Annotated in this window: 16 protein-coding genes and 1 pseudogene; 7 read left to right on the top strand and 10 right to left on the bottom strand. The window is 71.2% G+C overall.

All coding sequences use genetic code 11. The annotated features are described in order from the left end of the window. Positions 1–30 precede the first annotated feature (30 nt). Positions 31–741 (top strand): FadR/GntR family transcriptional regulator, encoded by a 711-nt coding sequence (locus AC5P09_RS27165; RefSeq protein WP_493876385.1) that lies wholly within the window; start codon positions 31–33, stop codon positions 739–741. A 17-nt stretch (positions 742–758) separates the two neighbouring features. Next, entirely contained in the window at positions 759–1,514 is a 756-nt protein-coding gene (locus tag AC5P09_RS27160) for a YqjF family protein (RefSeq protein WP_493876402.1), read from the top strand. Positions 1,515–1,550: 36 nt separating this feature from the next. Here the strand turns inward: AC5P09_RS27160 and AC5P09_RS27155 are convergent. The 6 genes and pseudogenes from AC5P09_RS27155 to AC5P09_RS27130 form a co-directional block, all read right to left on the bottom strand. Further along, positions 1,551–4,536 (bottom strand): annotated as a pseudogene (locus tag AC5P09_RS27155) (alpha-mannosidase). Between the two features lie 35 nt (positions 4,537–4,571). Then, a complete protein-coding gene (locus AC5P09_RS27150) occupies positions 4,572–6,605 on the bottom strand; it encodes an endo-beta-N-acetylglucosaminidase (protein WP_493876384.1) in 2,034 nt (677 codons plus the stop codon). Continuing rightward, positions 6,602–7,870, bottom strand: a complete 1,269-nt coding sequence (locus AC5P09_RS27145) for a glycoside hydrolase 5 family protein (RefSeq protein WP_493876383.1) — start codon at positions 7,868–7,870, stop codon at positions 6,602–6,604. Before AC5P09_RS27145 ends, AC5P09_RS27150 begins: the two co-directional genes overlap by 4 nt. A gap of 27 nt (positions 7,871–7,897) precedes the next feature. Then, a complete protein-coding gene (locus AC5P09_RS27140) occupies positions 7,898–8,803 on the bottom strand; it encodes a carbohydrate ABC transporter permease (RefSeq protein ID WP_493876382.1) in 906 nt (301 codons plus the stop codon). Beyond that, entirely contained in the window at positions 8,800–9,693 is an 894-nt protein-coding gene (locus AC5P09_RS27135; RefSeq protein ID WP_493876381.1) for a carbohydrate ABC transporter permease, read from the bottom strand. Before AC5P09_RS27135 ends, AC5P09_RS27140 begins: the two co-directional genes overlap by 4 nt. Positions 9,694–9,699: 6 nt before the next feature. Next, complete coding sequence (locus AC5P09_RS27130) at positions 9,700–10,992, bottom strand: ABC transporter substrate-binding protein (RefSeq protein ID WP_493876380.1); 1,293 nt, start codon at positions 10,990–10,992, stop codon at positions 9,700–9,702. A 220-nt stretch (positions 10,993–11,212) separates the two neighbouring features. Here AC5P09_RS27130 and AC5P09_RS27125 point away from each other — a divergent pair, with 220 nt between their 5' ends. After that, on the top strand, positions 11,213–12,223 hold the full coding sequence (locus AC5P09_RS27125) for a LacI family DNA-binding transcriptional regulator (protein WP_493876401.1): 1,011 nt from the start codon (positions 11,213–11,215) through the stop codon (positions 12,221–12,223). A gap of 50 nt (positions 12,224–12,273) precedes the next feature. Continuing rightward, entirely contained in the window at positions 12,274–13,299 is a 1,026-nt protein-coding gene (locus AC5P09_RS27120; RefSeq protein WP_493876379.1) for an alpha/beta hydrolase family protein, read from the top strand. Positions 13,300–13,314: 15 nt separating this feature from the next. Here AC5P09_RS27120 and AC5P09_RS27115 read toward each other — a convergent pair whose 3' ends face one another. Beyond that, positions 13,315–14,859, bottom strand: coding sequence for an alpha-L-fucosidase (locus AC5P09_RS27115; RefSeq protein WP_493876378.1), 1,545 nt, complete (start codon positions 14,857–14,859; stop codon positions 13,315–13,317). Positions 14,860–14,878: 19 nt separating this feature from the next. Further along, the gene (locus AC5P09_RS27110; RefSeq protein ID WP_493876377.1) at positions 14,879–16,714 is read right to left on the bottom strand and encodes a glycoside hydrolase family 20 protein; all 1,836 of its coding nucleotides are present in this window, start codon (positions 16,712–16,714) and stop codon (positions 14,879–14,881) included. Between the two features lie 249 nt (positions 16,715–16,963). Between AC5P09_RS27110 and AC5P09_RS27105 the strand changes: the two genes are divergently transcribed. Then, a complete protein-coding gene (locus AC5P09_RS27105) occupies positions 16,964–18,301 on the top strand; it encodes an amidase (protein ID WP_493876376.1) in 1,338 nt (445 codons plus the stop codon). Between the two features lie 7 nt (positions 18,302–18,308). Here the strand turns inward: AC5P09_RS27105 and AC5P09_RS27100 are convergent, their stop codons facing one another. Together AC5P09_RS27100 and AC5P09_RS27095 are read right to left on the bottom strand one after the other, a co-directional pair. Next, on the bottom strand, positions 18,309–18,791 hold the full coding sequence (locus AC5P09_RS27100) for a GNAT family N-acetyltransferase (protein ID WP_493876375.1): 483 nt from the start codon (positions 18,789–18,791) through the stop codon (positions 18,309–18,311). Between the two features lie 59 nt (positions 18,792–18,850). Beyond that, the gene (locus AC5P09_RS27095; RefSeq protein ID WP_184826938.1) at positions 18,851–19,024 is read right to left on the bottom strand and encodes a hypothetical protein; all 174 of its coding nucleotides are present in this window, start codon (positions 19,022–19,024) and stop codon (positions 18,851–18,853) included. Between the two features lie 448 nt (positions 19,025–19,472). On the opposite strand from AC5P09_RS27095, the gene AC5P09_RS27090 reads away from it, so the two are divergent. Then, positions 19,473–19,922: a hypothetical protein gene (locus tag AC5P09_RS27090; RefSeq protein ID WP_493876374.1), complete on the top strand. Its 450-nt coding sequence runs from the start codon at positions 19,473–19,475 to the stop codon at positions 19,920–19,922. A gap of 25 nt (positions 19,923–19,947) precedes the next feature. Continuing rightward, complete coding sequence (locus AC5P09_RS27085) at positions 19,948–20,742, top strand: SDR family oxidoreductase (protein WP_493876373.1); 795 nt, start codon at positions 19,948–19,950, stop codon at positions 20,740–20,742. The last annotated feature ends 19 nt before the right edge of the window (positions 20,743–20,761 follow it).

The following is a 20,761-nucleotide window of genomic DNA, read 5'->3' as shown; positions in this document are numbered from 1 at the left end:
TCGGGCGCACCTGGTGAGTGGAGGAATGGCGTGGACGAGACAGCCCCCCAGAAGGGCACCGTGACGCAGCGCGCCATCGAGCGGATCAAGGCGATGATCGGCGAGGGGCGGCTGGAGCCGGGCCAGCGGCTGCCCACCGAGCGCGATCTGGCGGTCCAGCTGGGTATCTCCCGCAGTTCGATGCGTGAGGCGATCCGCGCGCTCACGGTGCTGGGCGTGCTGGAGGCCCGGCACGGTTCGGGCATCTACGTCACGCAGTTGGAGGCCGGCGACCTCCTCGAGACCTTCGGCGTGGTCGCCGACCTCTCGCGCGGCCCGCAACTGGTGGAGCTGCTCGAGGTGCGCCGCATCCTGGAGTCGACGGCGACCGCGCTGGCCGCGGCCCGGATCACCTCTGACCAGCTCGCCGAGGTCGAGAAACACCTGACAGCGATGAACGCCACCGAGGACCCGGAGGTGATCCTCGCCCACGACCTGGCCTTCCACCGCGAGATCGCCACGGCCGCCGGCAACGAGACCATGGCCGCCATCCTGGACGGCCTGTCCTCCCGCACCTTCCGCGCCCGCGTCTGGCGCGGCTACCAGGAGGAGGGCGCCTTCGCCCGCACCCGCCGCGAGCACGCCGCGATCCACCGCGCGCTGGTTGCCCACGACCCGGAGGCGGCGCGGGCGGCGGCGGCCGCGCATGTGGGGGAGGTCGAGCAGTGGCTGCGCTCCCAGGTGGTCGACGAGGTCCGCTGATCACCTCACGCTTCGGTATGGAGATCGAGCCGGTCACCCTGTCCACGCCACGGCCCGTGCGGCGGCCCACGCTGGTGCAGGGCTGGCACGAACTGACCTTCCTGCACTGGCCGGTGGAGCCGGACCGGGTCGCGGGGCTGCTCCCGGCCGGCACCCGCCCGGACACCCTGGACGGAGTCACCTACGTCGGGCTGGTCCCGTTCCGGATGCGCGGCGTGGGCCTGGGTCCGGGGCCGGGCCTGCCGTATCTCGGCACGTTCTGCGAGACGAACGTGCGGCTCTACTCGGTCGACGACCAGGGCCGGCGCGCTGTCGTCTTCCGGTCCCTGGACGCGGCCCGCCTGCTCCCCGTACTGATCGGCCGCCTCGGGGTCCGGCTGCCCTACACGTGGTCGGCGATGCGCCTGCGCCGCGAGCACGATGTGATCACCTACAGCTGCCGGCGACGGGGCTCCCGGCGTGACGGCCCCGTGAGCCGCACGGCGGTGCGCATAGGCCACTCGATCGCGGAGCCGACGCCGCTGGAGCGGTTCCTGACCGCACGGTGGGGTCTGCACGTCTCGTGGCACGGCTGCACGATGCACCTGCCGAACGAACACGACCCGTGGCCGCTGTTCCGGGCCGAACTGCTCGACCTGGACGACGGTCTGATGACGGCCGCGGGCCTGCCACAGCTGACCGGGCCGCCGGTCAGCGTCCTCTACTCGCCGGGCGTCGCGGTGCGGTTCGGAAGCCCCTCCCCTCTGTCGGCGCCGGCCGCTCGGGGCCGATAGACGGGTTTGTGTCCGCATCGGCCCCCGCGACTGTTCTCATGCCCGGCGCAACCGGAGCGTCATCAACTCGAACGGCCGCAGCCGTACGGCGATCCGCTCGCCGTCCCGCCGGGGCGCCGGCGCTTCGGGCAACGGGCGTTCCAGCAGGTCCGTGACGGTGACGCCCGCCACCTCGAAGCCCGCCGTGAGCATGGCCCGGGCCCGGCCGCCGTGTGCCTCGTGGAACCGGACGACCACGTCACCGCTGCCGTCGTCGGCCAGCTTGACGGCGGTGACGACGACGGCCTCGTTGTCCACCGTCACCAGCGGCGCGACCTCCTGAGCGCCGCTGATCCGCCGCTCGGGCACATTGATCCGCCAGCCCTCGCGGACCGCGTCCCCGATACCGGCACCGGGTACCAGGGCGTGCCGGAAGCGGTGGACGCCCTGGTCGGTCTCGGGGTCGGGGAAGCGCGGGGCGCGGAGCAGGGAGACCCGGACCGTTGTCGTCGTACCGCGGTCGCCGTCGGTGCGTACCGTGCGGGTCACGTCGTGGCCGTACGTCGAGTCGTTGACGACCGCCACGCCCCAGCCGGGTTCCTCCAGGTGGACGAAGCGGTGGTTGCACGCCTCGAACTTGGCCGCCTCCCAGCTGGTGTTGGTGTGGGTGGGCCGGTGGAAGTGCCCGAACTGGGTCTCGGACGCGTACCGTTCGGCGTGCACGTCGAGCGGGAAGGCGAGCTTCAGGAACTTCTCCGTCTCGTGCCAGTCGACCTCGGTGTCCAGGACCAGCCGCCGCTCCCCCGGCGCGAGCGACAGCAGCTGGGTGACGCGGGAGGCGCCGAAGGACCGTACGATCCGCACGCCGTCCCCGTCCGGGGCGACCTCGTCCGCGTCGGTCAGGTCCGACACCGTGTTGCGGTAGAACTCGTCGACGTCCCAGGCGTCCCACATGTTCGGGAAATCCGGGTGGAGCTGGAGGAGGTTCGCGGCCCGGCCGGGGGCGATCGTCTCGCGGTCGGCCTCGGTGTCGCAGGCGGAGACGACCAGGCCACGGGCGTCGATCTCGATGCGCAGGAGACCGTTGTCGAGGACGTGTCCGCCGCCGGGGCGGTCGGTGCGTGCCCTCCGGGCCCCGGTGGCGGGGGTGCGTGCGGCGCCCGCCGGAACGCCGTCGCGGGTGTGCGGCGCCGCGTTGAAGACGAGCGGGGTCGTGCCCTCGCCGGCCAGGGCGCGCTGGGCGGCGTCGATGATGCCGGTCAGCTCTTCGGCGATCCGCTCGTAGGTCCTGCGGGCCTCCCGGTGCACCCAGGCGATGGACGACCCGGGCAGGATGTCGTGGAACTGGTGCAGCAGCACCGTCTTCCAGACGCGGTCCAGGTCCTCGTAGGGGTAGGGGAATCCGGTGCGTACGGCTGCCGTGGCCGCCCACAGTTCGGCCTCGCGCAGGAGGTGTCGCTGCGCCGGTTGCCCTGCTTGGTCTTCGCCTGGCTGGTGAGGGTGGCGCGGTGGAGTTCGAGGTAGAGCTCGCCGACCCAGACGGGCGGCTCGGGGTATTCGGCCTCGGCCTTCTCGAAGAACTCCCCCGGGGTCTCCCACACGACCGTCGCCGAGCCTTCGAGGTCCCGCAGCCGGGCCGCCTTGGCGACCATCTCCCGGGTGGTGCCGCCGCCCCCGTCGCCCCAGCCGGTGGGGGCGAGGGAGTGGCGGGCAACCCCCTTGTCCTTGAAGTTGCGGGCCGCGTGGGCGATCTCGCTGCCCTTCATCGAGCAGTTGTAGGTGTCCACGGGCGGGAAGTGCGTGAAGATCCGGGTGCCGTCGATGCCCTCCCAACGGAAGGTGTGGTGCGGGAACCTGTTGGTCTGGGACCAGGAGACCTTCTGCGTCAGCAGCCACTTGGAGCCGGCCGCCTTGATGATCTGCGGGAGTCCGGCGGCGAAGCCGAAGGTGTCGGGCAGCCACGCCTCGTCGTTCTCGATGCCGAACTCGTCGAGGAAGAACCGCTTGCCGTGCACGAACTGGCGGGCCATCGCCTCCGAGCCGGGCATGTTGGTGTCCGACTCCACCCACATCCCGCCGGCCGGCACGAACCGCCCGTCGGCCACCGCCTTCTTCACCCGCGCCCACACCTCGGGCCGGTGCTCCTTCACCCACGCCCACTGCTGGGCCTGCGACATCGCGAAGACGAAGTCGGGCTCGTCGTCCAGGAGAGCGGTCATGTTCGACGTCGTCCGGGCGACCTTGCGTACGGTCTCGCGCAGTGGCAGCCACGATCGGGTGATAGTCGGTCCATCAGCTTGCATGTGCCCCCGTCATGCCGGGTAGCCTCGGTATCGCGACCTGGGACGCCCAGTGCAGCGCCAGCGTTGGTGCCCCTGCCTCACCGGAGCGATGGGGCAGGGCTTCGCTGCCGCCCCTGGCTGTACCGACGGACCAGATCGTGAGGGACCCCGCCCGCCCGAGCAGGATCACACGCAGGACGTGTGTCGCCAACCGGGTCGCGAAAGCGGGCGACCAGTGCGCTCAAGACTGTTCGGGGCGTGCCGATGAGTGTGCTTCGCGGCGCCTCATCGCCCAGGAACGGTGGTAGTCGAGGATGACCGCCTACGATGCGGCCTCGCTAAGTGAGGTGGCCTCTTCACCGCCCCTGCTGGGGGCGGTGAAGAGGCCCACCGGTTCGTTTCCCCGCGTGCTCCCTCTCCGGGGTGCCGTCGGGCCGGTAGACCAGGCCCTCGCACTGGAAGCCGGGCATGTTCTCGTCGAAGCCGAGGTCGAGGATCGCCTCGACGGTCCTGCCCGCCCACGCCTCGGGCACGGTCCCGGTGACCCGGAACCAGCTCGTGCCCCATGGGGCACCCCACCGGGCGCCCACCGCGATCGGCTCGGGCTCGGCCGCGAGCCCCTCGGCGACCGGCACCGGTTCGCCGGGCGCGTGCCACACCGCCACCTCCAGCGGTGCGGACTCGGGGTACACGGCGGGACGGACGCGCTCGTCGAGGACGCGCTTGAGACGGGCTTCGACCAGGCTGCGGTCGTCATGCATGCGGAGTGCTCCGTAAGGGGTCCGTGGGCGGGTGGTTACCAGGGGTGGGTCACGGTGACGGGGGCCGACGACGTGTACAGCTCCCCCACGGCACGCAGTTCGAACCGCGCGGCCCGCTCGCCCTGCTCGGGCTGGAGGCCGGCGACGAAGTAGGCGTGCTGGCAGGTACCGCCGAGGAAGCGGCGGGTGCCGTCGGGGAGGAGGCGGTGGAGGGTGTAGTGGCGTGTGGCCGGCGCCATCGCTTCGTTGACGGCACCGGGGGCGGGGTTCCAGGCGAGGCGCAGGTCGCCGCCGTTCGCGGCCGTGACGCGGAAGCCCTGCGGAGGAGCGGGAGTCTGCCGGGCGTCGCGTACGGCGAGGCCGCCGAGCCGCCACTTCACGGGTCCCTCGTCGGCGGTGAGCCGGACGCCGATGGCGTGCACGGTGCCGCCGGACAGGCCCGTGAGCGGGACCGTCACGGTCTGCCAGCTGTTGACCGAGTTCACAGGCAGATATGTGTACGGCGGTGGCGTGCCGACCTCGCCGGGTTCGGCCGTCGCGATCGCCAGCTCGACGTTCACATGCCCGGAGTCCGTCCGATGCGTCAGCTCGACAACCGTGTCCACAGTGATCGGGAGCTGTGAAGCGTACAGATCCACCGTGACGGGCGCGTTCAGTTCACCGTCCACCAGCACACTGCTGCCGCCCCGCCACGCGTCCGCGAAGTCGAAGGACACAGCCGGCCGCTCCCCCTCCGTCCGTACCACCCACCGCCGCGACGGCAGCCGGTCCTGCAGTCCCAGGTGGTTCCAGGGCGCGTCCGAGGTGACGACGCCCTCCTCGTACCACCGCAGTCCGTGCCCGGCGTTGAACACGCTCGCGAACGGCACCGAGGTCACCGTCGACCGGTCGGCGACCGATACGGCCGGTGCCCGCCAGCTGTCCGTGCCGTCCGGCCGGGACGGGTCGAGGGAGCGCCCGGTCCAGAACCGGTCGTCGGCGGCGTGGAAGGCGCCCGGAGCCCGGCCGTCGGCGGGCAGCTGGTTGCGCGTCCACTCCGGCCGGTACAGCCCGATCGACGTGATGTGCGGCCGGTCGCTCGGCACGATGGCGTCCCAGTTCTCGGACGTGTTCCAGCCGTTGGCCTCCACGTCCACGCCCGCCCACAGCTCGTAGCGGCTGCGCCCCAGTTGTTCGGCGCGCGTCCCCGACGCCGCCAGGCCGCTCGCCGACCAGCGGAAGTCGACGAACATGTCGTCGGCGACCTGGAAGAACGCCTGGTTCTGTGCGTTGAGGGCGCCCTGCCAGCTCACCGCCCCGTTCACGGTCATCGAGTCGTACCAGGTCACCCGCTGCCCCGCGGCCGCGGCCAGCGACTTCAACTCCCGCATGAACCCCTGCATGGCTGTCCCGAGGGCGGTGTCCCCGCCGCCGGTCTCGGCGTTCACGAACCACCCGTCGAAGCCGTACGCGGACGCCACCGCGACGAGCTGTGCGGCCAGCGGGTAGCGCCCCGCCGCGTCCTTCTGCACCAGGTCCCGGGTCCACTGCAGCTGCCCGCCGTAGGCGGCCGGCGGCAGGAAGATGTTGCCGAGCACGGGCACGCCGTGCCGGTGGGCGGCATCCACGATCGGCGCGTTCGGCGCGAGGATCAGCCCTTCGCCGGAGGAGCCGCCCCAGAAGACCAGTTCGTCGATGTACGCCCAGTGGGTGAGGGCGTAGTAGTCGGCGGTGGCCGAGCCCTGCGAGGGGTTGCTCGCCGTGGGGCCGAAGGACACCAGCGACTGGATACGGGCCTGGCCGGTACGGGCCGTCGCATTCGCCGGGGTGGGGGTGAAGCGCGCGGCAAGCGGCACGGACGCCGCGTTGAAGGCGAGGTCCGGGTCATCGGTCGCCCGCCAGGACTTCAGACCGCGCCAGGTGATGCCGGTGCCCGGGGTGCCCGAGGGCAGCGAGTCCGGATACCAGTAGGAGGCGTAGGGCTGGAGCGCGGCGGCGGCCTTGGGTGCTGCCGCCACCGGCAGCGAGGGGAGCAGGGCGGCAGCGGCGCCGGCCCCGGCGAGCAGGACGGTGCGTCTGGTGGGCTTCACGAGCGGGTGCCTCCGTGGGGTCCTTGTGGGAGAGGGAGTACCTGGTCGGGAGTGAGGACGTCGGTGATGCCGCGCGCGGCGAGATGCTGCTGGTCCTCGGCGCGTGTGTCGAGGACGGTGGTCGGGCGGACGCCGTCGGCGACCAGCCGGAAGAAGGCGTCGAAGACGGGGCCGCCCGGTGCGCAGCGCGAGCGGGTCGAGGGGTCGGCCGGAACGACGAGCGCCGTGGTGCGGGGTGCGGGCGGCGCGTACGTGCGCTCGCTCGCCGCGCGGGCCAGCACCCGTGCCGCGTCCTTCGGTTTGCGGTCGTTGGTGAGCAGGCCGAGCCCGTACTCGAGGTCCGGGAAGTCGGCGAGGTCACGCGAGACGTCGTGCGAACACCACCAGGTGATCCCCCACAGGTCGGGGCAGTCCAGGGCGTTCGCGACGGTCGCCTCCGTGAAGGCGGCGGCGTGCTGGGCCGGGATCAGGGGCGCGGGCGCGCCGACCTCCTGGAGCCAGACCGGCCGGTGCGGGTCGTCGGCCCATGCCTTGCTCAGCTCGACGAGGTACGCGGCGTGGTGCTCGGTCGGCACGGAGGTACGGCCGTGGCGCTGCGCGGTGCCGTTGAAGACCCAGGAGTGCACGGCTGTGACGGCGCCGCGGCGGGCGGCCTGGGCCGGGGTGAACGGCTGGTCGTCCTGGTACCAGGTGGCGTCGTACTCGGCGTGCAGGTGCAGCCGGCCCGGGGCGCCCTCCTCGCAGGCGGCGAGCATGCGGTCCAGCCAGGCGTCGATCTGCGCCACGGAAGCCCGGTCGGGGTCAGGATGCGGGCCCGCCGAGAACTGGTTGACCTCGTTGCCGAGGGTCATGCCGATGAAGTTGGGCCGGTCGGCGAGGGCGGCGGCGAGCGTGCGCAGGTAGGCCGCCTGGCCCTCAAGCACGTCCGGGTCGGTGAAGAGGTTGCGCCGGTGCCAGGTGCGGGTCCAGGCCGGCAGGAAGTCGAAGCTGCTCAGGTGCCCCTGCAGACCGTCCACGTTGACGTCGAGCCCGCGTTCGGCGGCGGCGTCGGCGAGCTGCACCAACTGCTCGACGGCCCGGGTGCGGATCAGGGACCGGTTGGGCTGGAAGTACGGCCACAGCGGGAACACCCGGACGTGGTCGAGGCCCAGCTCGGCGATCGAGTCGAGGTCGGCGCGTACGGAGTCGAGGTCGAAGTCGAGCCAGTGGTGGAACCACCCTTCGCTGGGGGTGTAGTTGACGCCGAAGCGCACGGCAGGAGGCATGCAGTGTCCTTGAAATCAGGGGGTGGTTCAGCCTTTGACCGCGCCCTCGCCCACCCCGCGGAAGAAGTACCGCTGCAGACAGGCGAAGAGGGCGATCAGCGGTGCCACGGCGATGATCGTGCCCGCGGCCACGAGCCGTTCGTCGTTGGCGAAGGTGCCGTGCAGGCAGTTGAGGCCGATCGTGAGCGTGAACTTGTCCGGGTCGCTCAGCACGATGAGGGGCCACAGGAAGTCGTCCCAGGCGCCCATGAAGGCGAAGATCGCCACGACGGCGAGGGTTCCCCTCACCGACGGCACGGCGATCCGCAGGAACCGCTGCCACACGTTGGCGCCGTCGACATAGGCCGCCTCCTCTATCTCGTAGGGGAGGTTGAGGAAGGCGTTGCGCATCAGCAGGACGTTCATGGCACCGATGCAGCCCGGCAGGAGCACACCGACGAGCGTGTTGTTGAGGCCGAGCTCCCGCATGGTCGTGAACTGGGCGATGATGATGCCCTCCACGGGCACGAGCATCGCCAGGATGAAGGCGAGGGTGGCCGCGCGGCGGCCCCGGTAGCGCAGCCGGGCCAGGGCGTATCCGGCGAGGGCCGCACCGACGCAGTTGGTGACGACGTTGGCGGCGGCGACCTTCAGCGAGTTGAAGGCGTAGTCCCACACGGGGATGGTGTCGGCGACCCGTTCGTAGTTGTGCAGGGTGGGATGGTCGGGCAGGAAGGTCGGAGGGGAGCTGTAGATGTCCTCGGTGGGGCCCTTCAGCGAGGTCGACAGCTGCCAGAGGAACGGGCCTACGGTCAGGGCGAGGACGGCGAGCAACAGCGCGTAGCGCAGGGCGAGCTCCCACACCCGTACGCGGCGGCCGTGCTCGTCGGTGACGCGGGGTTCGCGGGCGACGGCCGGCCTCGGAGTGGGGCGTACCTTCTCCATGACGCTCATGACTTGTCCCTCCGGTCGGCCCGCAGCACGAGCAGCATCAGGGCGACGGTGACGACGAAGACGACGACGGAGATGGCGGAGGCGTATCCGACACGGCCGGTCAGGCCGGTGCCGGTGCGCTGGACGAGCATCACGAGGGTGGTGTCCTCGCCCGCCGGGCCGCCGGTCGGGCCGGCCATCAGGTAGACCTCGGAGAACACCTTGAAGGCGGCGACCGAGGAGAGGGCCCCGACCAGGACCATGGTGGAGCGGACGGCCGGCACGGTGACCGTCAGGAAGCGGCGCACCGCGCCCGCTCCGTCGACCGCCGCCGCCTCGTGCAGTTCACGGGGTACGTTCGCCAGCGCGGCCAGATAAATGATCATGTAGTAGCCGAGGCCCTTCCAGACCGTGACGGTCATGGCGCTCAGCAGGAGCAGCCACTGGTCGCTGAGGAAGCCGATCCGGCCGACCCCGATGGTCTCCAACAGCGAGTTGACCAGGCCGCGTTCGTCGAGCAGCCACACCCAGATCAGTCCGACCACGACGATCGACGCAACGACCGGGGTGTAGAAGGCGGACCGGAAGAAGGCGATGCCGGGGATGTTCTTCTGCACCAGCAGCGCGAGCAGCAGCGGCAGGATCACGAGCGCGGGGACGACCCCGAGGACGTACAGCGTGCTGTTGCGCAGGCCGATCCAGAACATGTCGTCGTGCAGCAGCTCACGGAAGTTGGCGAGTCCCACGAACTCGCCCGGGATCAGCGTACGGCGGTCGGTGAAGGCGTTGACCAGGGTGGAGACGAACGGGTAGAGGATGAACGCGCCGATGATCAGCAACCCGGGGGCGGCGAACAGCCAGGGGCTGGTGGGCAGTTGGCGCCGCACCCGGGAGACGGCGGACGTGGCCATCGCGCCCTATCCCTGCTGCTGCAGAAGCCGGTCGCAGGCCTCGACAGCGTTGTCAAGCGCTTCCTGGGGGCTCTCCTTGCCCTGCAGCGCCTTGGCGATCTCGTTGCGCAGCGCGGTCTTCATCTGCTCGCTGAACAGCACGGGCGTGTAATTGACGGCGTTCTTCAGCGACTTGGCCGCCGCCACCCGCACCCGTGTCTCGTCCGTCCCGTCCTCCTTGGTGAAGTACGGGTCGTCGAGCGAGCCCGCGGTGCTCGGGAAGATCGCGACCTGCTTGGCGAAGGACATCTGGTGCTCGGCGTCGGTGACGAAGTGCGCGAAGGCGACCGCGGCGGGCGTCTTCTTGGTCTGCGCGTTGACCATCACGCCCATCACGTACATGTTGACGTGGCCGGTGCTGGTGATCTGGTCGGTGATGCCGATGTTCTTGTACAGGTTCGGCGCCTGCTTCTTGAAGTTGCCGAGGTCCAGGGCACTGCCGGGGTTCATGGCGACAGCCCCGGTGAGGAACTTCTTGCCGGAGGACTCGGGGGTCGCGGTCAGCGCCTGCGGGTCGAGCGCCTTGGCGTCGTACAGCTCCTTGTACTTGGTGAGGAGTTCGACTCCCTTGGCGTCGTTGAAGGAGAAGGCGGTGCCCTCCTTGTTCATGAGCTCGACGCCGTAGCGGCCGAAGTCCTCGATGGTGGGCACGTTGGCGAGGGTGGCGACCTCGCCGTCGCTCTTGTCGGCCAGCTCCAGGGCGTCGGCGAAGAGTTCGTCGTACGTCTTCGGCGGCTGGTCGGGGTCGAGTCCCGCCTCCTCGAAGAGGGACTTGTTGTAGAAGAGCGGGCCGGTGTTGAGGTACCAGGGGAAGGCGTAGGTGCCGGTCATGCCCGGTATCTCGTGGCTGGCCCAGGCGCCCGCCAGGTACTCCTTCTTGTACTGCGGTGCCGCCTTGTCGAGGTCGAGTGCGAGGCCGGCCTTGGCGAGCGGGGCGACGAGGTCCGGCGAGACGTTGACGACGTCGGGCAGGGTGCCGCCGGCGGCGTCCGCGCTGATCTTGTCGGCGTAGCCCTCGGCGGGCTGGTCGACCCACTTGACGTGGGTGCCGGGGTACTTCTTCTCGAAGTCGGCGATCACGCCCTCGAAGTACGGCTTGAAGTTGGCTCTCAGGTTCCAGGTCTGGAAGGTGATGTCGCCCTCGACCTTGCCGGAGGCGTCGGTCGAGCCGCCGCCGTCGCCTCCCGAGCCGCAGGCGCTCAGTGACAGGGCGAGACAGGCGGTGATAGCGACAGCGAGGGTTCTGCGGGAAACGGGCACCGTGAACCGTCCTCCTTTGCGGCGGAATTGGTCGACGTGGCAGGCCCTGCACGCCGCTCCACTGGCCCGTCAACAACTTCCGCGCAGCTAATTTCTTTAGTTACTAATGCGCTTAAGGTCGCAGGAGCTGAAGCGCATTAGTGCATACTGGGCCAGGAATGCGTCGCAGGAATGGAGAAGCACCTTGTCAGGCAGGCGATCGCCGGCCCGTCGGCCGACGATGAAGGACATCGCGCGGCACGCCGGGATCTCCCAGAGCGCCGTCTCCTTCGCGCTGAACGGCCGGCCGGGAGTCTCCGAGGAGACCCGCGACCGGGTGCGGCGGGTCGCGGAGGAGCTGGGCTGGCGGCCCAGTACGGCGGCCCGCGCGCTGTCCGGGGAGGGCGCGGCGACGGTCGGTTTCGTGCTGGCCCGGCCCGCGGAGACACTCGGCCTGGACTCCTTCTTCCTGCAACTCGTCTCGGGCATCCAGGAGGTGCTGGCGGAGCGCCATCTCGGACTGCTGTTCCAGGTGGTCGAGGATGTCGACGACGAGTGCGCGGTCTACCGGCGCTGGTGGGCCGAGCACCGGGTGGACGGCGTGCTGGTGGTCGACCCGCGCACCGACGACCCCCGGCCCGACCTGCTCGACGAACTGGGCCTGCCCGCCGTGGTGATCGGCGGCGCCCCGGACGAACGGCACCCGGGGCTGTCGACCGTGTGGGCGGACGACGGGGGTGCCATGGCCTCGGTCGTGGACGAGCTGTATGCGCTCGGCCACCGGCGGATCGTCCACATCGCGGGCCTGGCAGGCCTCGCGCACACCGAGCGCCGGATCCGTACGCTGCGGGCCGAGGCCGGGCGGCGCGCTCTGACCGAGGTGGAGTCGGTACCCACCGACTACTCCGACGCGGCGGGCGCGGCCGTCACCCGCCGGGTCCTCGAGGTGTCCACTCCCCCGACCGCCCTGATCTACGACAACGACGTGATGGCCGTCGCCGGGGTCGCCGCCGCGGTCGAGCTGGGCTTCTCGGTGCCGGCCGACGTCTCGGTGGTGGCCTGGGAGGACTCGGCCCTGTGCCGCATGGTCAAGCCCTGGCTGTCGGCGCTGTCCCGGGACAGCGTGGAGTTCGGGCGTACGGCGGCCACGGAGCTGACGGCCCTGCTGGACGGCGGCCCGGCCCGGACCGTGCGGGTGCCGGTGCCGCGGTTGATCGGCCGGGACAGTACCGGGGTGGCGCGGGGAGGCTGAAGGCTCGGGAAACGGGTGCCGGTCGTCGCCGCTCGGGCGACAATGGCCGTATGCGGTCATGGAGTACGGCCTGTGTCGCCGCCGCGCTGGTGCTGGTGGCCGCGACCGGCTGCAGCGGAGACGGCGACGGCGGCGATGCCGCGCGCACCAGCCCGCCTGCGCCCACCCGGTCCCCCTCCGTCTCGCCCTCCCCCACCCGCACCCCCGTCAACCCGGTGTCCATCCCGGGCCTGATCCAGCGCGAGCACAAGGGCTCCGGCCTGCGGCTCGGCACCGTCCTCGCCCGGACCGACGCCTACACCAGCTACCAGGTGACGTACGAGGCGAACGGGCTGACGATCTCCGGCCTCATGAACATCCCGACCGGCAAGGGGCCCTTCCCCGCGCTGGTCCTGGCCCACGGTTACATCGACCCCGCCGTCTACACCACCGGCCGGGGCCTCGCCCGCGAACAGGACCTCCTCGCCCGCAACGGCTATGTCGTCCTGCACACCGACTACCGCAACCACGCGCGGTCGGACAAGGACCCCGACAACGACGTCAACCTGCGGCTCGGCTACACCGAAGACGTCATCGCGGCCGCGATGGCCCTGCGCTCGTCCGGGCGGCCGGAGATCGACGGCGACCGCATCGGACTGCTGGGCCGGTCGATGGGCGGCGGCGTCGTCTACAACACCCTGGTGGTCGCCCCGGGCCTGTTCGACGCCGCCGTCGCCTTCGCACCGGTCAGCTCGCGCCCGGAGGAGAACATCGACCACTTCCAGCGCCCCGACGGGGACCCGATCGTCGCCCAGATAGAGGCCGAGCACGGCACGCCCGAGGAGAACCCGGCCTTCTGGAAGGAGGCCTCGCCGATCACCTACCTGGACCGGGTCACCGAGCCGCTGCTCATCCACCACGGCACCGCCGACGACACCTGCCCCATCGCCTGGACCCGGCAGACCGTGGCCGCGTTCGAGAAGGCGGGCAAGGACGTCCAGCTCCGGACCTACTCCGGCGAGGGCCACACCTTCTACTCCCAGTGGCCGCGCTCGATGGACACCACGATGGCCTTCTTCGAGCGCCACCTGCGCTGAGCCGCCGGGACCCGCTCAGACCCGCGACCGGTACAGCCCGAACTCCGCGATCCGTACGGCCGCCCGCGCCCCGGTCACCCGTACCCGCCACCGCCGCGCCCGTACCGGAGCGGCCAGCAGCAGGATCCGGCTCGCGCCGACGGTCCCGGCGCGCGTCACCTCCGTCCACGCGCCTTCGAGCTGCGCCTCGACCACGAAGCTCTCGACCTGCTGCCCCTCCCGGATGTCCTCCGCCAGCCGGATCCGGTCCACCTCCCGCTCGACCCCCAGGTCGAGGGTGACTCGCCCCGGCGTGACGGTGGTCCGTGCTCGGGCCGCCAGGTCCTCGGGCAGCTCCCGGTCCACCCGCTCACGGAACTCCCGCAGCCGGACCACGTCCGCTGCGGGCAGCAACCCGTCCGTGTCCGGCGGGATGTTGAGCAGCAGCACGGAGTTGCGTCCCACGGACCGGAAGTAGATGTCCGCCAACTGCTCGACACTCTTGGGCTGTTGGTCGGCGTGGTAGAACCAGCCGTCCCGGATGGACACATCGCTCTCGGCGGGCCACCACTGGAGGTAGTCCGCGACGGGGCGGGCCGCCACCAGGGCGTCTCTGCCGCCCATGTCGGCCGCGTCGTAGGAGAGCGCGAAGTCGGTCCGCCCGTAGTCCTTCTCGGTGACCGGTACGACACTCCACTCGTCCTCGCGCGCCGAGCCGCCCTCGTTGCCGACCCAGCGCACATCGGGCCCGGAGACGGCGATCGAGGCGTCCGGCGCGAGCGTGCGCACCAGGGAGTACCAGCTGTCCCAGTCGTACTTCTCGACCTTGTCCGGCGGGATGTGCCCCTGGGCACCGTCGAACCAGACCTCGTCGACCGGGCCGTACTCGGTGAGGACCTCGTAGAGCTGGTTGAGCATGTGCGCGCCGTAGTCGGTGGCCTGGAGGGTGTACGACCGCTGGGGTGTGCGGTCGTCGCCGTCGACGAGGGTGGGGATGGTGTGCGCGGCGCGGGCGCTGCCGTTGGCGTACACGCCGTGCAGGTACTGGTTCTCGTCGGCGGGCGAGATGTAGACGCCGACCTTGATGCCGTGGCGGCGCATGGAGTCGGCGAACGAGCGCAGTACGTCGCCCTGTCCGTCCTGCCAACTGCTGGACGCCACGGTGTGGCCGGTGTAGCGGGAGGGATAGAGGACGAAGCCGTCGTGGTGCTTGACGGTGAGGATGGCGAGCTTGAAGCCGCCGTCGCGCAGGGCTCTGGCCCACTGGTCGGTGTCGAGGCCGGCCGGCTGGAAGACGTCGGGGTCCTCGTCGCCGGTGCCCCATTCGAGGCCGGTGAAGGTGTTCACGCCGAAGTGCAGGAACGCCGTGCGCTCCAGGCGCTGCCAGGCGATCTGCCGTGCGGTGGGCCGGACTTGGGAGGCCTTGCGGACCAGGTCGGCCTCGGTGTCGTCCGGGGAGACGGGGATGAGCTGACGGGGGCCGTCCGCGGCGGCGGACGCCGGCGGGGCCGCCACTCCGGTCACGGCCAGTGCGGTGGCGGCGGAGGTGGCGGTGACGAAGAGGCGTCGGGACACGGCCATGGGTGGGATGCTCCTCGCGTCAGTGGGCGGTCAAGTGCCAGTGGGCGGGCGGGCGTTGGTCGGGCGGGTACTGCACGAGCGCACCGTCGGCGCCGGCGCTCACGGCCATCCGCGTGATCGCGTTGACCAGGTGGTAGCCGCCCTGGGCGGGTTCCAGCTCCCAGCGCTGCAGGGTGTTCGCGGCGTCGCAGGTCTGCGGGGCGGCTGCGACACCCGGCTGGAGGGGCACATTGAGGGTGAGCTTGCCGCCACGAATCTCCAGGCAGCCTTCGTCGGTCCGCAGGGTCACATAGCCGTCGGCCGTGCGCCGCACCTCGGCCTCGAAGGACCTGCCGTCCGCGTGGAAGGTGTACGTCCCGTCCGCCACCGGCACCCGGGTCAGGTCCCGCCACCCCGGTGCGTGCCCGACGGCGGCGCCGCGCGCGGTGAACGCGGCGTACGTGGCGTCGGGGTGCGGATCGCCCCAGGTGGCCTGGGCGACGTGCCGCAGCGCGGGCCACAGGCCGACGGAGACCTCGTTCTCGGTCTCTCCGCGCCCGTTGTCGGGCCAGAGGCTGATCTTCGCGCCGGCGATGCCCTCGCTGGAGGCCAGTTTCTCGCCCTCGAAGCTGCGCGGGTCCCAGCTCTGGTCGTACAGCCCCTTGGTGTCGCTGTGGAAGCCGCCGCGGACGAGGTACAGCGCGTAGGCCGCGTTCATCAACGGGTAGCCCTGCGCGAGGAGTTGGCTCGGCTTCGTCGCCACGTTCAGCCAGTGCTCGACGGTCGTGCCCGCCGCCACCGGCACGGTGTTGGCACCGGTGAGGCCGTCGTTCCAGATGCGCAGCTTCTTGCCCTTGGCCGCCGCGTAGGCGTGGACCCGGTTGACGAAGTCGATGAACGCGTCCTGAGGTGTGGCGTCGGGGCCGTACCTCTCCTGGGCGTACCGCAGGACCTGCGGGTACTTGGCGAAGTCGGAGCCGAGCATGTACTCGTCGGCCCCCATGTGCCAGGAGCCGCCGGTGAAGACCTGGTCGTACTCGTCGATCAGACTCGTGTAGTAGTCGAAGGCGGCCGGCTGCGTGATGTCGAGGCGCGAGGGCTGCTTGGCGCCGTCGGAGTCGGTCAGCTGGAGATCCGGCCGGTTCTCTATCCACGGGTCCATGTGCCCCGGGGAGTTGATCTCGGGGATGATCTCCACGTGGTACCGCTCGCCGAGGGCCACGAGGCGGCGGATCTCGTCCTTGGTGTAGTAACCCCAGGTGTTGGCCTCGGGGTGGGCGTCGCTCTTCACCTTCAGTTCGAGGAGCAGCTGGTTGAGCTTGTGGTACGCCATCTCCCGGACGAGGTTCTCCAGCCAGGGCAGCGAGATGTTGATGTAGCAGGCGCAGACGCCGACGCCGCGTTCCTTGTAGCGGGGCACGTCGACGGTGCGTCCCGCGGGGATCCGGTCGCCCTGCGCGAGGAGCTGGAGCAGGGTCCAAGTGCCGTAGAAGGCGCCGGTCTCCGTCGCGCCGGTCACCGACAGCCGCTCCCCCGCACGGAGTTCGTAGCCCTCGTCACCGAGCGCCGCCCGGCCCGACCGTACGTCGATAACGATGTCACCGGCGCGGGCGCCGCCGGTCACCACCGGGACCCGGCCGTGGCCCGCCGCCCTGAGGTCGTCGGCCAGGGTGCCGGCGACGCGGCGTTCGGCCGGGCTGTCCGCGACCAGACGGGAACCCGGCCGGAAGACGTAGCTGCCGGAGACGGGCGTCCAGTCGGAGAGGGCGGGCACGGTGACCGGCGGAGCCTGCTCCTGCCGCGCGAGGGCCGGAACCGGTGCCAGGAGCACCATCAGCACCGCCATGACGCCGACCAGTCTCAGCCGTTTTCTCATCAGCGACTCCCATTCATCGGAGGCCTGATGATTGGCTTGCCCTCTCGGCCTGTCAATGGGGCTCGATGGCACGGAAGTTGGGCCATTGATCGGATGACCTGCCGGGTCGGTCGCCGGAGTCGACCGCCGGACCGCGAAAAGTCCAAGAAGACCGTTCCGAATGTCCAAGCGCGAACGCTCTCGACGCGGCGTCCGGTCCCGGGCAGAGTTCTCCATACGTACCCACCAGTAGCCTCCCAAGGAGCGCCCGTGACCAACTGGGTCGGCCGGACCGCCGCCGAGATCGCCGCCGCCGTACGCGAGAAGCGCGCCACTCCCCGGGAGGTGGTGGCCGAGCACCTCGCCCGGATCGAGCGGCTCGACGGTCGCGTCGGGGCGTTCCGGGTGGTCCGGGCCGAGGCGGCGCTCGCCGAGGCCGACGAGGTGGCCGCGCGGGGCGACCTGGGCGAACTGCCCCTGGCGGGCGTACCCGTGGCGATCAAGGACAACCTCGCCGTGCGCGGCGAGACGATGCGCGTCGGCTCCGCGGCGACACCCGAGACGCCCGCCACTGAGGACCATGTCACCGTGGCCCGGCTGCGGGCGGCGGGTGCGGTGGTCGTGGGGCTGACCAACGTGCCGGAACTGTGCGTCTTCGGCACCTCGGAGGGCGTCCACGGCATGGCCCGCAACCCGTGGGACACCTCGCGCACCGCGGGGGGCTCGTCCGGGGGCAGCGCGGCCGCGGTCGCCGCCGGCCTGGTGCCGATCGCACTGGGCAACGACGGCATGGGCTCCCTGCGCATACCCGCGGCCAACTGCGGCCTGGTCACCATCAAGCCGGGCCCCGGAGTGGTCCCGGCGGGCACCAGCACCTGGTTCGGCATGTCCGAGAACGGGCCCCTCGCCACGACGGTCGAGGACGCGCGCCTGCTGCTGTCGGTCCTCGCGGACACCGACGTCGTACGGAAGGACCCGTCCGCCACCCACCGGGTCGCCGTCTCCCTGCGCAGCCCGATCGCCGGCGTCGCCGTCACCAGGCCGTATACGACCGCGGTGCGGGAGGCGGCGGAGCTGCTCATGAAGGCAGGTCACAGGGTCCGCCGGGCCGATCCGCCGTATCCCCTGTCGCTGAGCCTCACCTCGCTCGCCCACTGGACGGCCGGCACCGCGGTGGACGCGGAGAGCCTCGACCGACGGCTGCTGACGCGGCGCACCCGGGTGCACGCGGCCGTGGGCCGCCGCTTCGTGAACACCGTCCGGTCCGGCGAGGCGCGTCAGGCGCTGCGCCGGCGCCTGGAGCCGTTCTTCGGCGAGTACGACGTGCTGCTCACCCCGGCGCTCGCCCGCCGCTCCCCGCAGGCCGCGGCCTGGCACGAGCGGGGCTGGCTGCGCAACGTCCTGGCGAACACGAACTACTCGCCGCTGACCCCGCCGTGGAACCTGACCGGCTGGCCGGCTATGTCGGTCCCCTTCGGGACGCTGCCCTCCGGCGCCCCCTGCGCCGTACAGCTCGTGGGGCTGCAGGGGTCGGAGGCGGATCTGCTCGCGGTGGCGGAGCAACTGGAGGAGCGGCACCCGTGGCAGCGGACGGCACCTCTGGAGTAGAGGCGCGCTAGAGGGCCTTGTACATGATGTGCAGGCCCACGCGCCCGTGCCGGGGGTGTTCGTAGGCGTCCGGGACGGTGCCGAGGATCGTGAAGCCGAAGGAGGTCCACAGCTTCACGGCCGGGTTGGTCTCGACGACGGCGTTGAACACCATGCCCCGATAACCCTCGGCCTTCGCCGCGCCCAGGATGTGCTCGGCGAGGGCGCGGCCGAAGCCCCGGCCGCCCTGGTCGGGGTCGACCATGAAGCCCGCGTTGGCGATGCGGGCGGCGGGGCCGCCGTAGTTGGGGGTGAGGTAGGCGGAGGCGACGAGGGCGCCGGTGTCGTCCTCGACGACGTAGACGCGTTTGGCCGGGGCCATCCACAGGGCGCGGGCCGCCTCTTCGGAGGTGTCCGGGTCCCAGGTGTAGGTCTCGCCGACGGCGACGATCCGGTGCCAGAAAGGCCAGATCCGTGGCCAGTCCTCGGCCACGGCTTCTCTGATCAGCATGGGCGTGAGTTTCGCACGCCCATGCCTTCGGCGATCGCGACGGGTCCTGTCCCGGTCGGTCAGTCCACGCTGGGCAGGATGTGGGGCTCGGCGAGGTCGTCCTCGTAACCGGCCAGGCGGATGGGGGCGGACCGGGCCCACACGTCGAGGCTGCCGAGCTCTCCGGGCCGGCGGCCCGCACGCTCCGGGCGTTCCTTGGGGCGTTGCTCGCGATTCGTCTTCTCCGGTGTCACCGCGCACTCCTTATGTGTCGGGTCACCCTCGGGGCATGCCTGCCAGTCAAAGGCCTGGTCCTCGGCGCCCGCTCGGGTGTGGCTGGAAGCAGTTCGGACGCGGTGGCGCCGGTTGGTCGTACGAGATCAAGCCGTGGTGAACGGGCGTGTCCCATGACGGACCTTGGGTGTGGGTAGGACCCCGTGCTGCCGTCCGTCGCCTACAGATTAACCAAATGAGCGGGCGGCCGCTCGATAGGGCTGAAAACAAAGGGTAACTATCCGGAGTCGTCCCGTGTTCGACCAGGCATGATATGTGCCTGTTCGTAACATCATGCACCGTTTGGGACTCCCCCGTATGGCCTACGCCGCCGAACAGGCGACGCAGTTCAGATCCCGTTGGCCGATTCGCAAGCCGGCCATGATCTGCTGGCGGACCATACGGCTTGTCCGGCGGGAGGACTGGCGCATGGAGCTGCGCAGTGTCGAAGAGCTGATGGATCTGCTGAACGCCTGCCGGGGCGCGTGGGCCACGCCCCCTCTCGGCGGCGGCCGAGTCGACCTCCACCAACACGCGCTGCGGACCGCCGCCCTGCTGCGCCGCACCCGGCCCGCCGACAAGGAGCTCCAGGTGGCGGGCCTGGTGCAGGCGATCGGCCCGCTGCTGCGGCCGGGCGACGAGACCGCGCAGGCGGACTGCGCCGCCGACGCGGTCCGCGCCCTGCTCGGCGAACGCGTCTTCGCCCTCGTCCGCGGACACGCCACGGGCGACGCTCCCACCGACGACGACCTGCTGCGCCTGCGCCAGGCCGACGAGGAGGGCTGGTTCGCCGGGTTCGACGCGGGCGTACTGGAGGACTGGCGCACCGTGCTGGAGCTGGTGGCGGCGCGCAACTCCCGTCTCGGGGCTGTCGACTGACGGTCCGTCATGAGACGGTACGCCGATGACGTCGTCGTACGGACTTGAGGGCAGGGCCGCGATCGTCACCGGCGCCACGCGCGGCATCGGGCGGGCCGTCGCGGGGCAGTTGGCCGGCGCCGGGGCGCTGGTGTGCGTGACCGCCCGGGATGCCGACGACGTGCGACGGACCGCCGGGGAGCTGGGCGGCATCGGCTTGGCGGGCAGCGTCGCCGACCCGGCCCACCTCTCGCAGGTCACGGAGCTGGTCCTGCGGGAGTTCGGGCGGCTCGACGTGCTGGTCAACAACGCGGCGACCAACCAGCCGTACGGACCGCTCATGGAGGCCGATCCGGACGCCTGGCGCCAGGCGTTCACGGTCAACGTCGAGGCGCCGCTGCGGCTGGTGCGGTGCGCCTGGCGGGCCTGGATGGGCGAGCACGGCGGCGCGGTGGTGAACGTCTGCACGGAGGGCGCCGGGCATGTCGGGCCGAGCGTCGGGGCCTACGGCACCAGCAAGGCGGCCCTCCTCCACCTGACCCGGCAGCTCGCGGGCGAACTGGCGCCGAAGGTACGGGTCAACTCCGTCTCCCCCGGCCTCGTCCGCACGGAAATGGCTCGATTCGTCTGGGAACCGGGCGAGCGCGACGTGGCCGCAGGGCTGCCGCTCGGGCGGATCGGCGAGCCGGAGGACGTGGCGCGGGCAGTGGTGTGGCTGGCATCGGACGCCGCTCAGTGGGTGACCGGGGCGGACCTGCTGGTGGACGGGGGGACGCGGGTGCGGGCCGCGTACACGTCGGCGCCGTACACGGTGCACGAACGGCTGCGCGGACACCGCTGAGCACCGCACGGTGAGCACG

The organism is Streptomyces sp. a15 (genome assembly GCF_059026085.1).
This window is presented reverse-complemented; position numbering and strand designations above follow the sequence as displayed.